Origin of the sequence: Amycolatopsis decaplanina DSM 44594 (genome assembly GCF_000342005.1) — a bacterium.
Classification (GTDB): Bacteria; Actinomycetota; Actinomycetes; order Mycobacteriales; family Pseudonocardiaceae; genus Amycolatopsis; species Amycolatopsis decaplanina.
The window spans coordinates 40,195-54,575 of the sequence record NZ_AOHO01000071.1; the positions used below are offsets into that span (position 1 = coordinate 40,195).

At 69.9% G+C, this 14,381-nt stretch carries 10 protein-coding genes; 8 read left to right on the plus strand and 2 right to left on the minus strand.

All coding sequences use genetic code 11. The annotated features are described in order from the left end of the window. Nucleotides 1–77: 77 nt before the first annotated feature. Nucleotides 78–734 carry a TetR/AcrR family transcriptional regulator gene (locus tag H074_RS28490; RefSeq protein WP_007033536.1) on the minus strand — a complete coding sequence of 219 codons (657 nt, stop codon included), beginning with the start codon at nucleotides 732–734 and terminating at the stop codon, nucleotides 78–80. Between the two features lie 177 nt (nucleotides 735–911). Here H074_RS28490 and H074_RS28495 point away from each other — a divergent pair, with 177 nt between their 5' ends. From H074_RS28495 to H074_RS28520, 6 genes are all read left to right on the plus strand, one after another. Next, a complete protein-coding gene (locus H074_RS28495) occupies nucleotides 912–2,378 on the plus strand; it encodes an amino acid permease (protein ID WP_007033537.1) in 1,467 nt (488 codons plus the stop codon). A gap of 11 nt (nucleotides 2,379–2,389) precedes the next feature. Next, entirely contained in the window at nucleotides 2,390–3,223 is an 834-nt protein-coding gene (locus H074_RS28500; protein WP_007033538.1) for an urea amidolyase associated protein UAAP1, read from the plus strand. Next, complete coding sequence (locus H074_RS28505; protein WP_007033539.1) at nucleotides 3,220–3,837, plus strand: urea amidolyase associated protein UAAP2; 618 nt, start codon at nucleotides 3,220–3,222, stop codon at nucleotides 3,835–3,837. The genes H074_RS28500 and H074_RS28505 overlap by 4 nt, the downstream gene beginning before the upstream one ends. After that, nucleotides 3,834–7,400 (plus strand): urea carboxylase, encoded by a 3,567-nt coding sequence (gene uca / locus H074_RS28510; protein ID WP_007033540.1) that lies wholly within the window; start codon nucleotides 3,834–3,836, stop codon nucleotides 7,398–7,400. The genes H074_RS28505 and uca overlap by 4 nt, the downstream gene beginning before the upstream one ends. After that, a complete protein-coding gene (locus tag H074_RS28515) occupies nucleotides 7,397–9,010 on the plus strand; it encodes an allophanate hydrolase (protein WP_007033541.1) in 1,614 nt (537 codons plus the stop codon). Before uca ends, H074_RS28515 begins: the two co-directional genes overlap by 4 nt. An 88-nt stretch (nucleotides 9,011–9,098) precedes the next feature. Continuing rightward, nucleotides 9,099–9,686, plus strand: a complete 588-nt coding sequence (locus H074_RS28520; RefSeq protein ID WP_007033542.1) for a D-alanyl-D-alanine carboxypeptidase family protein — start codon at nucleotides 9,099–9,101, stop codon at nucleotides 9,684–9,686. 121 nt (nucleotides 9,687–9,807) lie between these two features. Here H074_RS28520 and bla read toward each other — a convergent pair whose 3' ends face one another. Beyond that, on the minus strand, nucleotides 9,808–10,728 hold the full coding sequence (bla, locus tag H074_RS28525; protein WP_039923595.1) for a class A beta-lactamase: 921 nt from the start codon (nucleotides 10,726–10,728) through the stop codon (nucleotides 9,808–9,810). Between the two features lie 194 nt (nucleotides 10,729–10,922). On the opposite strand from bla, the gene H074_RS28530 reads away from it, so the two are divergent. Continuing rightward, the gene (locus H074_RS28530; RefSeq protein WP_051072028.1) at nucleotides 10,923–12,155 is read left to right on the plus strand and encodes a thiolase family protein; all 1,233 of its coding nucleotides are present in this window, start codon (nucleotides 10,923–10,925) and stop codon (nucleotides 12,153–12,155) included. Nucleotides 12,156–12,157: 2 nt separating this feature from the next. Further along, nucleotides 12,158–14,269, plus strand: coding sequence for a 3-hydroxyacyl-CoA dehydrogenase NAD-binding domain-containing protein (locus H074_RS28535; RefSeq protein WP_007033545.1), 2,112 nt, complete (start codon nucleotides 12,158–12,160; stop codon nucleotides 14,267–14,269). Nucleotides 14,270–14,381 lie beyond the last annotated feature (112 nt).

Genomic DNA, 14,381 nt, shown 5'->3' on the forward strand with positions numbered 1-14,381 from the left:
GGAGCTGAAGGACGCCTTCGCCGCATCTCACGCGGCGAAGGACGCTTTCGTCTCATCGCATACGGGGAAAGTCCCCTTCAGCCCTCCAGCAACGCCCGCGCGGAGACGCGCAGCGCGGCGTCCGGCTCCCCGAGACCGGCGAGCCTCAGCACGCTGTCGGCCCCTTCGACGGCGTGCGCCTCGACGTCCAGATCCGGCTGGTCACGCCGGACGATCGCGATGCTCTCGACGAGCCCGAACACGAGGTCGGTCCGGATGCCGAGGAGGTCCCCCGGGACGCCGGCGGCCGCGACGAGCGAGCCGTAGACGCGTTTGAGTTCCGCCCGCTCGGCCCGGAATCGCGCCAGCCGCGGCGACGAGATCTCCGGCAGCAGGTACAGGGCACCGAGGTTGTGCCGCGCGCTGCCGAGCAGATGGATGTCCGCGTAGGCCAGCGCCCACAGCCGCGTGCCGACCGGCGCGAGCTGGGCCGAAAGGCCGCCCGCGACGTCCAGTGACGGCCGGACGGTGTCCTCCAGCAGCGCCGCGAGAATGTCCTCTTTGGACGGAAAGTGGTAGTAGAGCGACGCCTGGCGCAGCCCTGCGCGTTCGGCGATGGCCCGTGTGGTCGTCGCCGCGTATCCGGCGCCGGTGAACAGCTCCCCCGCCGCGTCCAGTACGGCGAGCCGCGCTTCCCGCTTGCTCGCGGCGGCGCCGCTGGCTCTCGGCCTGCCCACCCCGGTCGTTTTCGTCATCTATCCGATCCTGCCATTTCTCCGCGAAGATCTTTGTTACGTCCGGCGGTCGGCCCAGGTTACCGAATCCGGTATCTGTTAACACCGCGCTTACCCGGCGGAGATCGGAAGGATCCCGCACGCGCTTAATTTCGGTCAGCCGATCGAAATTCGGCCCTTGAGACAGGAGCCTCCGCAATGCCTTCCGAAGACCTTTCCGCCTTCGGGTACCGCCAAGAACTTCGCCGGACACTCGGCGGTTTCTCCGCCTTCGCCGCCGGTTTCTCCTTCGTTTCCATCCTGACCACGGTGTTTCAGCTGTTCGCCTTCGGCTATTCCTTCGGCGACACGCTCTTCTTCTGGACATGGCCGCTGGTGATCGCCGGGCAATTGCTCGTCGCGCTCAACTTCGCCGAACTCGCCGCCCGATTCCCGCTGGCCGGATCGGTTTACCAGTGGGCGAAACATCTCTCCCCCGGATTCGCGGGGTGGCTCGCCGGCTGGATGATGCTGGTGGGCTGCGTCGTGGCCCTCGCCGGCGCCGCGATCGCGCTGCAGGTCGTCCTCCCCTCGGTCTGGAGCGGGTTCCAGCTCGTCGGTGGGGATCCGGCGATCACCTCCCCGACCGGCGCGAGCAACGCGGTCCTGCTCGGCACCCTGCTGATCGTCCTCACCACCGCCATCAACGCGGGCGGCGTGCGGCTCATGGCGCGGATCAACGACATCGGGGTCGCGGCCGAACTCGTCGGCGTCCTCGTGCTGATCATCGGTCTCGCGATGTTCGCCGTCCGCGGCCCGCAGGTCGTGCTCCAGCCCGCGGGCGAAAGCCCGGGAGCCGGCGGCGTTCTCGCTTCGGCGTTGATGGCCGCGTACGTTCTGTACGGTTTCGATACCGCCGCCTCCGTCGCCGAGGAGACCAAGGACGCGCGCCGCACCGCACCGCGCGCCGTGCTCCGCGCACTCCTGATCTCGGGGCTCGGCGGGCTCGCCGTCGTCCTCACCGCGCTGATGGCGGCACCGAGCCTGACCGACGGGCAACTGGCCGGGAAAGGCCTGCCGTACGTGATCACGGCCGTCTTCGGTGACACACTCGGCCGGGTCTTCCTCGCCGACGTAGCGATCGCGGTCGTCGTCTGCACCCTGACCATCCAGACCGGCACCGTCCGGCTGATCTACTCGATGGCGCGCGACGGCGCGCTCCCCGGCGCCAGAAGGCTTTCCGCGGTGAACGCCCGCACCGGCACGCCGATCGCGCCCGCGGTGCTGTCCGGGGTGCTCGCCATCGGACTCCTGCTGCTGAACCTGGGGAATCCGACGATCTTCAGCACCATCACCGGCACTTCGGTGGTCGTGGTCTACCTCGCCTACCTCCTGGTGACCGGACCACTGCTGCTCCGGCGCCGTCAAGGCCGTTTCACCCCGGAACCCGGCCATTTCTCCCTGGGGCGATGGGCTATTCCGGTCAACATGGCGGCAGTAGGGTACGGCGCGATGATGATCGTCAACATCGCTTGGCCACGAGCCGAGATCTACGACCTGGCGGGTACCGGTTCCGTCTGGGTCCTGTTGTTCCCGATCGAGTTCGTCGGCGCCGCACTGCTCACCGGCTACCTCTGCTGGCGCCGCCGCTCCGCGCTCACCACGGTTTCCGTCCCCGCGATCTGAAGGAAGGTTCCATGAGCACGACATCGACCACGTACGGCGCTCGCGACCACGCCCGCGCCCAAGCGGGCACGGTGGCCGACGCGATGCCCGCCATCCCGGCGTCCACCTGGCCGGATCCGCCGCCCGGGATCGACCCGGCGAAGCTGGTCTGGGCCGAGACCGTCGCCGGCGGCGGCTACACCCACAAGGTCCTCGCCCGCGGCACCGAACTGCGGCTGACCGACGTCGAGGGCGACGCCTGCGCGCATCTGCTGCTGTTCAACGCCGACCAGCCCTGGGAACGGCTGAACGTCGCGGACACGGTGAAGGTCCAGTGGAACGCCTATCTCGGCGAATCGATCGCCCTGCTTTCCGATCAGGCCCGGGTGCTCGCGACCGTCGTCACCGACGAGAGCGGCAGGCACGACGCACTCTGCGGAACATCCACTGTGGACGGTAACGCCGAGCGCTACGGTGATGGGAGCCCGCAGGGCGATTCACCGTCGGGGAACGCGCTGTTCACCCTCGCCGCCGCCAAACACGGCCTCACGCCGCGCGATCTCCCGCCGAGCCTGTCCTTCTTCCAGGGCGTCCACGTGGAGACCGACGGCGGGCTGACGTTCACCGGTTCGGCGGGTCCCGGCAAGTCCGTGGTCCTGCGCACCGAACTCCCGGTGGTCGTCCTGATCGCCAACGTGGCGCATCCGCTCGACCCGCGCCCGGACTACACGGTCACCCCGCTGCGCGTCCTCGCCCAGCGAAGCGCGCCGTCCACTCCGGACAGTCCTGAATGGACGGCCTCACCCGAGGCACAGCGCGCCTTCGAGAACACCGCCGACTACCTCACCGCTAGGGGCCTGGCATGACCACGACGATCATCTCCGACACCGAGGTCGCCGCCCGGGCGCCGTACTCCACCGTGCTCCACAAGGGCGAGACGCTCGCGATCATCGACCTCGGCGGCAACCAGGCCGTCGACTTCCTCTGCTACGACGCCGCCGACACGGCGAAGAGATACAGCGCGGCCGCCACGATCGCCGCGCAGCGCAACATCTTCCTCACCATCGGCAGCGTGTTGCGCACGGGCGAGGGCGCGCCACTGCTGACCGTCGTCGAGGACACCTGCGGACGGCACGACACGATCGGCGGCGCCTGCAGCAAGGAATCGAACAGCCTCCGCTACGGCCAGCACACGCGGTACCAGCACGCCTGCGTCGAGAACTTCCTGACCGAGGGCGCGAAATGGGGTCTCGGCAAACGGGATCTGGTCAGCAACGTCAACTGGTACATGAACGTGCCGGTGGAACAGGACGGCACGCTCGGCATCGTCGACGGCATCTCCGCACCCGGCCTCGAAGTCAAACTGCGCGCCGAGACCGACGTCCTGGTGCTGGTGTCGAACTGCCCGCAGATCAACAACCCGTGCAACGGCTTCGACCCGACGCCGGTCCGCATGATCGTCACCGGCGGTGACGCGTGAAACTGCTCGTCGCCAACCGGGGGGAAATCGCGGTCCGGATCATCCGGACCGCAAGGGAGATGGGCATTCCGACGGTCGCCGTCTACTCCGACGCCGACCGCACGGCCGCGCACGTACGGCTTTCCGACGAAGCCGTCCGGCTCGGCCCGGCGCCGGCGAGGGAGAGTTACCTCCTCGGCGACGCCATCATCGAAGCCGCGCTGAAGACCGGGGCGGACACTATCCATCCCGGCTACGGCTTCCTGTCCGAGGACGCCGTTTTCGCCAGGGCGGTGGAAGCGGCCGGGCTCCGGTTCGCCGGTCCCACCGCGGACCACCTCGAAGTCTTCGGCAGCAAGCACACCGCGCGGGAGAAGGCCGTCGAGGCCGGTGTACCGCTGCTGCCGGGCACCGGTCTGCTGGACAGCCTCGAGGACGCCGAAGCGGCGGCCAGCAGGATCGGCTACCCCGTGATGCTCAAGGCCACCGGCGGTGGCGGCGGGATCGGCATGCGCGCCTGCGCGTCCCCCGAAGAACTCCGCGACGCCTGGGACGCGGTGCAGAGCATCGCGGCGAAGAGCTTCTCGACTTCGGGCGTGTTCCTTGAACGGCTCGTGACGCACGCGCGGCACGTCGAGGTCCAGGTGTTCGGCGACGGTACGGGTGAGGTGCTGGCGCTGGGCACGCGGGATTGCACCCTGCAGCGGCGCAATCAGAAGGTACTCGAAGAGTGCCCCGCCCCGGGACTTTCCGAAGCGGTACGGAAGAAATTGGTCTCGGCGGCCGTCGACCTCTGCGCTTCGGTGCGCTACCGGTCGGCCGGGACGGTCGAGTTCGTCTACGACCCGGACCGGGAAGAGGCCGCGTTCCTCGAGGTGAACACGAGGCTGCAGGTCGAGCATCCGGTCACCGAGGCGGTGTACGGGATCGACCTGGTCGCGTGGATGCTCCGGCTCGCCGACGGCGACACCGGGATGTTCACCACCACGCCTGTGCCGCGCGGGCACGCGATCGAAGCACGGGTCTACGCCGAGGACCCGGCCGCCGGGCACCGGCCGAGCGCGGGCCTGCTGACCAGCGCCGACTTCCCCGGCGGTGTCCGGGTCGACACCTGGGTCGAAGCCGGCGCTAACGTGACGACGCATTACGACCCTCTGCTCGCCAAGGTGATCACCGTCGGCGCGGATCGGTCAGAGGCGCTGTCCGCGCTGGGCGAGGCGCTCGGCGAAAGCCGGGTGGACGGCGTCCGGACGAACCTCGGCCAGTTGCGCGCGGTCGCCGCGGATCAGCGGCTGCACGACGTCACGCACGACACCGCGACGCTCGACACGATCACCGACCCCGAACCGCGGATCGAGGTCCTGCGGGGCGGCACGATGACCACCGTCCAGGAATGGCCGGGGCGGCTGGGGTTCTGGCACGTGGGTGTCCCGCCGAGCGGGCCGATGGACGATCTGTCGCTGCGCCTGGGCAACCGCGCGCTGGGCAATCCCGAAGGCGCGGCGGGCCTGGAGTGCACTGTGGACGGTGTCTCGCTGAGGTTCACCGAGGACGCAATCGTTTGCGTCACGGGATCACCGTCACCGGTGACCGTAGACGGCTCGCCAGTTCCACAGTGGACACCCATCGAGATCCCTGCCGGCGGCGTGCTCGACGTCGGCACCGGGACCGCCGGGCTCCGGGCGTACGTCCTCGTTCGCGGCGGGATCGACGTGCCGGAATTCCTGGGCAGCGCGGCGACGTTCACCCTCGGCGGCTTCGGCGGGCACGGCGGGCGCGCGCTGGCGACCGGTGACGTCCTCTCCCCCGGGCCGGTTCCGGAGAACGCCGTCACCGGACCGGTTCCCGAGGCCGAACGCACGGCCTTCGCGACGCACTGGGAGATCGGCGCCTCAGAGGGGCCGCACGCGGCGCCGGAGTTCTTCACCCCGGACGACGTCGAAACGTTCTACGCCACCGACTGGGAGGTGCACTTCAACTCGGCGCGAACCGGCGTCCGGCTCGTCGGGCCCCGGCCACGCTGGGCGCGGGAAGACGGCGGCGAGGCGGGCCTGCACCCGTCGAACATCCACGACACGCCGTACGCGATCGGCGCCGTCGACTACACCGGCGATCTGCCGATCCTGCTGGGCCCGGACGGGCCGAGCCTCGGCGGTTTCGTCTGCCCGGCGACCGTGGTGACCGGGCAGCGCTGGAAACTCGGCCAGCTGCGGCCGGGCGACACCGTGCGCTTCGTGCCCATCACCACCGAGCACGCGGGTGTGCTGCGGGAAGAACCGGCCAGACCGGTCAAGGCGAGCCGGAAGCCGATCGACGACGGCGGTGTCCTCGGTCGTCTGTCCACATCGGACGAGAATCCCGAGGTCACCTACCGGCGCAGCGGCGACGACAACCTGCTGATCGAGTACGGGCCGATGAAGCTCGATCTGGCCCTGCGGATGCGCGTCCACGCCCTGGCCGACCGGCTGGGCGCGGAAGGCCTCGACGGCGTCGTCGACCTGACACCGGGCATCCGCTCGCTGCAGGTCCACGTCGACCCGGACGTGCTGCCGGTCCCGAAGCTGCTCGGCCTCGTGCAGGAGGTGGAGCACGATCTGCCGCGCACCGGCGATCTCGTGGTGCCGAGCCGGACCGTACGGCTGCCGTTGTCCTGGGACGATCCGGCGACGCGCGAGGCGATCGAGCGGTACATGGCGGGCGTGCGCGACGACGCGCCGTGGTGCCCGTGGAACATCGAGTTCATCCGGCGGGTCAACGGTCTGTCCAGTGTGGACGACGTCTACCGCACGGTGTTCGACGCGGAGTACCTGGTGCTCGGCCTCGGCGACGTCTACCTCGGCGCGCCGGTGGCCACTCCCCTGGACCCGCGGCACCGGCTGGTGACCACGAAGTACAACCCGGCCCGCACCTGGACCGCGGAGAACTCCGTCGGCATCGGCGGCTCGTACCTGTGCATCTACGGGATGGAAGGCCCCGGCGGGTACCAGTTCGTCGGGCGGACCGTGCAGGTGTGGAGCGGCTGGCGGCAACGCGGGTCGTTCGAACCGGGTTCGCCGTGGCTGCTGCGGTTCTTCGACCGGATCTCGTGGTACCCGGTGACGGCCGAGGAGCTGCTCGATCTGCGGGCTCAGAGCTCGGCGGGGGAACTGGAACTCGACATCACCGACGGCGAGTTCGCGCTGGCCGATCACGAGCGGTTCCTGGCCGACAACGCGGCCGACATCGCCGCGTTCCGGGCGAAACAGAGCGCGGCGTTCGAGGCGGAGCGACAGGCCTGGGCGGCGGCGGGCGAGTTCGATCCTCGCCCCGAACCGGCCGGCGCGAAGGTCCCGACCACGAAGGTCGAGGCCCCACCCGGTGGGCACGTCGTCGAGGCTCCCTTCGCCGCGACCGTGTGGCGGGTGGACGTCGAACCCGGCGGGAAGGTCGGCTCGGCGGAGACGCTGGTGATCCTCGAAGCGATGAAGACCGAGGCGCGGATCCCCGCGCCCGCCGCCGGGGAGGTCGTCGAGGTGCTCGTCTCCCCCGGTGATCAGGTCGCCCCCGGCACGCCGCTGGTGGTACTGGGAAGGAGCGCGGGATGAGCGTGCTGGAGCGGGTGCGCGCCGCGTACCACCGGATCGCGCGGGTCGACCGGCCCGAGATCTGGATCGACCTGCGTCCCGAGGAGGACCTTCTCGCCGACGCGGAGCACCTGGAGGCCCGTCGCGCGGCGGGGGAATCCTTGCCGTTGTACGGGAAGCTCGCCGCGGTCAAGGGCAACATCGACGTCGCCGGGCTGCCGACCACGGCGGCGTGCCCCGAGTACGCCTACCTGCCGGACGAGGACGCGCCGGTGGTGGCGCGGCTGCGCGCGGCCGGGGCGCTGATCCTGGGCACGACCAATCTGGACCAGTTCGCGACCGGGCTGGCCGGCACGCGCAGTCCGCACGGCGCGGTCAGGAACGCGATCGATCCCGCGTACGTTTCGGGCGGATCGAGTTCAGGGTCGGCCGTCGCGGTGGCGCTCGGGATCGCGGATCTCGCGCTGGGCACCGACACCGCCGGATCCGGCCGGGTCCCGGCGGCGTTCAACGGGATAGTCGGGCTGAAGCCGACGCGGGGACTGCTGCCGACGGCCGGTGTCGTGCCCGCGTGCGCGAGCATCGACTGCGTGACGGTGTTCGCGCGGACGGTCGACGAGGCGACGGCGGCGTTCGCCTGCTTGCGCGAGCCTCGGGACCTTCCGGTCGTCCATCGTCCTTTCCGGATCGGTGTGCCGGACGTTCTCGGCCCTCTTCAAGACGGTTGGGCCGAAGCGTTCACCGCCGCGGCTCAAGAGTTCCGTGACGCGGGCGCCGAGCTGGTCACTGTCGACATATCGCCGTTCGTGACCGCGGCGCGCCTGCTGTACGAGGGCGCGTTCGTGGCCGAGCGCTACTCGGCGGTCGGCGAGTTCATCGACGCGCGTCCGGACGCCGTCGATCCGGCCGTGCGGCGGATCATCGGCGCGGCCAAGGACATCCCGGCACATCGTTTGTTCAGTGACCTCGTGACCCTCGGCGAGCTGGAGCGGGAAGCGGCGGCGGTCTTGTCCACTGTGGACTGCCTACTGCTGCCCACGACTACGGAACACCCGACGATCGCCGAAGTCGAGGCCGACCCGCTGGGCGTGAACGCCCGGCTGGGCCGGTTCACGAACTCGACGAACCTGCTGGGCCTGTCGTCGCTGGCCATTCCCGCCGGAACCGTCGGCGGGCTGCCGTTCGGGATGATGCTGGTCGGGGCCGCGTACGCCGACCGGGTCCTCGCCGATGTCGCCCGCTCGGTGCCGCGGCGGACGCGGATCGCCGTCGTCGGCGCTCATCTGCGCGGGCAGCCGTTGAACCACGAACTGACCTCGCGTGGTGGCCGGTTCGTCGCGGCGGTGCCGACGGCGGCCGAGTACCGGCTCTACGCGCTGGACACCGTGCCGCCCAAACCCGGCCTCGTCCGGGTCGCTTCGGGCGGCGCGGCCATCGAGGCCGAGGTATGGGACCTGCCTTTGGGCGGCTTCGGCGAGTTCGTGGCGGGCGTTCCCGCACCGCTGGCGATCGGAAAAGTGCGGCTGGCCGACGGGAGCGAGGTGTCCGGGTTCGTGTGTGAGCCCATGGCGGCGGAGGGAGCCGAAGACATCACGGCGTACGGCGGGTGGCTCGGGTACTTGAGCCGCTGAGTCGCGTCTCGTGAGTGGTAAGGACGGTTCTAACCGTCCTTACCACTCACGAGGTTGTACGGCCCGCCGGGCGCTGGGTAGCTTCGGGATGGTGCCCACCACATCCACCTCCAGCCGCAGGACCGCGATCAGCGTGCTCGTGGCGCTGGGGCTCGTCGGGGTCGCGATGGTGACGCTGGGAGCCACCGGCGTGGCCGTCAAGCCGGTGAACGGGCAGGCGCTCGCCGTCCTCGAAGAGGTCCCCGGCCCCGATACCGGCCCGACGTGCGCGGTCGACAAGCGTTATGTCGACGAGGAAACCTCCGGCATGCGCCCCGACGTGGTCGAGGCGTGGAACGCCCTGCGCGCCAAGGCCAAAGCGCAGAACATCACGCTCTGCGTGAACGACGGCAAGCGCAGCCGGAGCCAGCAGCAGCGCGAGTTCGACAAGGCCGTCGAGCGGTTCGGCTCCGTGGAGCAGGCCAAGAAGTGGGCGCTGCAGCCGGAGACGTCCATGCACGTCAAGGGAATCGCCGTCGACATCCAGCCGCTGAACTCGGCCGCGTGGGTGGACGAGAACGGCGGCGCGCTGGGCTGGTGCCGCCGCTACGACAACGAGAAGTGGCACTTCGAGTACGACCCGGCCTACAAAACCGGCGGCTGCCCCGCCCTGCTCCCCAGCGCCACCGGCAACTAAGGCGAGACTCGCGTGCTCGGACGCGGAACTCGCGTGTTTGAAGACGGAACTCGTCCAGACACGCGAGTTCCGTCTTCAAACACGCGAGTTCCGGTTCCGGGCACGCGAGTTCCGGATTCCCTCACGCGAGCTTCTCGACGACGTACTTCGCGGACTCGGCGAGCAGCGCCTGGTCATACGGAGCGTCCTTCGCCGCCTTGCCGGACATGATCGCCACGACGATCGGCGCCTTGCCCGGCGGCCATACGACGGCGATGTCGTTCAGCGTGCCGTAGGCCCCGGTGCCGGTTTTGTCGGCCACGGTCCAGCCGGACGGCACGCCCGCCCTGATCCGCTCGGCGCCGGTGGTGTTGCGCTGGAGCAGGTCACGGAGGAAGTCGCGTTTGTCGGCCGTCAGCGCGTCGCCCAGCACGATCTTCCGGTAGTCGGCGGCGAAGGCCCGCGCTGTCGTGGTGTCGCGAAGGTCGCCCGGGGCGGCCTCGGTGATGGCCGGTTCGATCCGGTCCATCCGCGTCACCGTGTCGCCGAGGCTGCGCGTGAACGCCGTCAGCTCCGCCGGGCCGCCGAGATCCCGCAGCAGCAGGTTGCCGGCCGTGCCGTCGCTGAACCTGATGGCGGCGTCGCACAGCTGGCGGATCGTCATGCCGGTGGCCACATGCCGCCCGGTGACCGGAGCGTGTTCCATCAGGTCGTCCCGCGAGTAGCTGACCCGGGTTTCCAGATGCGACAAGGGGTTGCGCCGCAGGACCGCCGCCGCCGCGACCCCTTTGAACGTCGAGCAGAACGCGAACCGCTCGTCGGCGCGGTGCTCGACGGTGCCGCCGCCTTCGGTGTCGAGCGCGTACACGCCGAGCCTGGCATCGAACTTCTTCTCCAGCTCCATCAACCGGTCGTGGAACTGGCGCGAGGTGGAGGGCGAGGGCGGCGGAGGAGTCGGTGACGGCGGCGCGGGCGGGTTCCCCCGGGTGCAGGCGGCCAGCGGCGCGAGGACCGCCATCCCCAGTAGCGCACGACGGGTGACGGCCGGCCCCGGCGTTGTCATCGTGATCCCTCCCCCTGATCACATCGAACATAGCAACTTCTCCACCACCCCCGGATCGGCCAAGCGGCCGAGACCGGCGGCCCGGCCGCACCCGGGAGTGTGCCTTCCCCCACTCGACCGGGCCACCATCCTGGTTACCGGTGGGTAACCGGGGCTAGGGTGCGGTCAGGACTACCTCTACTTCAGGAGCATTCGTGGCCGCAGGAGCAACACCGCTCGCGCCGAACGCGCGGTCGGTACGCAATGTCGCCTTCGTCGAAGGGGTGCGAACGCCCTTCGGCAAGGCAGGCGAAAAAGGTATGTACGCCGGCACCCGTGCCGACGACCTCGTCGTCAACGCCATCCGTGAACTGCTGCGGCGGCATCCCGGGCTGCCGCCCGAGCGCGTCGACGAGGTGGCGATCGCCGCCACCACCCAGATCGGGGACCAGGGCCTGACCATCGGCCGCACCGCCGCGCTGCTGGCGGGCCTGCCGAAGTCGGTGCCCGGCTTCGCGCTGGACCGGATGTGCGCGGGCGCGATGACCGCGGTCACCACGACCGCGAGCGGGATCGGCATCGGCGCGTACGACATCGCCATCGCCGGCGGCGTCGAGCACATGGGCCGCCACCCGATGGGCGAGGGCGTGGACCCGAACCCGCGCATCATCGCCGACAAGCTCGTCGACCCGACGGCGCTCGTGATGGGCCAGACCGCGGAGAACCTGCACGACCGGTTCCCGGCGATCACCAAACAGCGCACCGACGCCTTCGCCGCGCGCAGCCAGGAAAAGTACGCCGAGGCCGTGAAGACCGGCAAGATCGGCCCCGAGCTGGTCCCGGTCGCCACCCGGTCCAAGGAACTCGGCTGGGGCCTCGCCACCGAGGACGAGCCGCCGCGCCCCGGCACCACCGTCGAGCAGCTCGCCGGGCTGAAGACGCCGTTCCGCCCGCACGGCCGGATCACCGCGGGCAACGCGGCCGGTCTCAACGACGGCGCCACCGCGGCGCTGCTCGCCGACGAGGACACCGCCCGCGAACTCGGCCTGCCGATCGGCATGCGCCTGGTGGGCTACTCCTTCGCCGGTGTCGAGCCGGAGGTCATGGGCATCGGCCCGGTGCCCGCCACCGAGAAGCTGTTCAAGCGCACCGGCCTGTCGATCGACGACATCGGCCTGTTCGAGATCAACGAGGCGTTCGCCGTCCAGGTGCTCGCGTTCCTCGACCACTTCGGCATCGCCGACGACGACCCCCGCGTCAACCAGTGGGGTGGCGCGATCGCCTGCGGTCACCCGCTCGCGTCCTCCGGGGTCCGGCTGATGACGCAGCTTTCGCGTCAGTTCGCCGAGCGTCCCGACGTGCGCTACGGCCTGACCACCATGTGCATCGGCATCGGCATGGGTGGCACCGTGCTCTGGGAGAACCCGGCCTTCGAGGGGGCGAAGTAACCATGACTTTCACCGCTGAGCAGGCGAAAGCCGCCTTCCCCGACGAGGTCGTCACGAACGCGGTCACGCGTCTGGTGAAGGTGCCCGGCCTCGGCAAGCCGGTCGCGCTGATCACCTTGGACAACGGCCACGACCACACCCGGCCGAACACCTTCGGCCCGCAGAGCCTGGTGAGCCTCGACGCCGCGATCGACGCCGCCTTCGCGGCCGGACCCGCGGCGATCGCGGTCACCGGCAAGCCGTTCATCTTCGCCGTCGGCGCCGACCTTTCCGGTGTCGAAGCGGTCGCGGATCCGGCGCTGGCGCGGGAGATCGCGCAGACCGGGCACGACGTGTTCCGGCGCCTCACCGACTCCGAGATCCCGACGTTTTCGTTCGTCAACGGCGCGGTGATGGGCGGCGGGCTCGAACTCGCGCTCTCCTGCCACTACCGCACGCTTTCGGAGAACACCGCCGCGATCGCGTTCCCCGAGGTCTTCCTCGGCCTGTTCCCGGGCTGGGGCGGCACGCAGCTGCTGCCGAACCTGATCGGGCCGGACGCCGCGGTCACCGTGATCATCGAGAACGCGCTGGCACAGAACAAGATGCTCAAGGTCGCGCAGGCGGCGGAACTCGGCATCGTCGACGAGGTCTTCGGTTCGGCCGACTACCTGGAGCAGTCCCTGCTGTGGCTCGCGAAGGTGGTCAACGGCGAGATCACCCCCGCCCGCCGCGAGATCGACCGCGGCGCGGGCTGGGACGCCGCGATCGCCCGCGCCAAGGCCATTGTGGACGGTCGCACGAAGGGCGCTTCCCCCGGCGCGACCAAGGCCGTCGAGCTGCTGGAGCTGGCCCGCGAGAACGATCTGGACCGCGGCTACGCGGCCGAGACCGACGGGCTCGCCGAACTGCTCATGGACGACACCCTGCGCGCCGGGCTGTACTCGTTCAACCTGGTCAACAAGCGGGCCAAGCGGCCGGCGGGCGCGCCGGACAAGTCGCTGGCGCGCAAGGTGAACAAGGTCGGCATCGTCGGCGCGGGCCTGATGGCCAGCCAGATGGCCCTGCTGTTCGTGCGCCGTCTCAAGGTGCCGGTGGTGCTCACCGACGTCGACCAGGAACGCGTCGACAAGGGTGTGTCCTATGTGCACGGTGAGATCGACAAGCTGCTGGCCAAGAAGCGGGTTTCGCCGGACGGCGCGAACCGGCTGAAGGCGCTCGTCACCGGCTCGCTCGACAAGTCCGTGTTCGCCGACGCCGACTTCGTGATCGAGGCGGTGTTCGAGGAGCTGGGCGTCAAGCAGAAGGTCTTCGCCGACCTGGAGCAGTACGTCTCCCCCGAGGCGATCCTGGCGACGAACACCTCGTCGCTGTCGATCACCGCGATGGCGTCGCAGCTGAAGCATCCGGAACGCGTGGTCGGGTTCCACTTCTTCAACCCGGTCGCGGTGATGCCGCTGCTGGAGATCGTCCGGGCGGAGAAGACCGACGACGCCGCGCTGGCCACCGCGTTCGCGCTCGGCAAGCAGCTCAAGAAGTCGAGCGTGCTGGTCAAGGACGCGCCCGCGTTCGTGGTCAACCGGCTGCTGCTCCGCTTCCTCGGCGAGGTCCTGGTGACCGTGGACGAGGGCACGCCGTTCGACGTCGCCGACAAGGCGCTCGAGCCGCTGGGCCTGCCGATGACGCCGCTCACGCTGATGCAGCTGGTCGGCCCGGCGATCGCCCTGCACGTCGGGGAAACCCTGCACGGGGCGTTCCCGGACCGGTTCACCGTCAGCGAGAACCTCGACCGCTTCGTCAAGGCGGGCAAGAAGGGTGTCTGGCAGTGGGACGCTCACGGCAACGCCACCGTCGACCCCGAGATCGACGAACTGTGGCAGCGCGGCGACTCGCCGTCGACGTCCGAGCAGGTGCGTGATCGCGCGCTGGCCGCGATCGCCGAAGAGATCCGGATCATGCTCGACGAAGGCGTGGTCGCCCAGGCGCAGGACATCGACCTGTGCCTGATCCTCGGCGCGGGCTGGCCGTTCTGGCTCGGCGGCATCACGCCGTACCTGGACCGGGCCGGCGTGTCCGAGAAGGTCAACGGCAAGCCGTTCCTGGCCCCGGGTGTGGCGAGCGTGCCGCTCTCCTGAAGCTGAACGAAAGGCCACCGTCGGCGACTCTGCAGTCGCTGACGGTGGCTTTTTGCGTATTTCGTGAACTTTGTAGCGCTTGGCTGCGATTTCGGGAACACTCGCGCTAAGC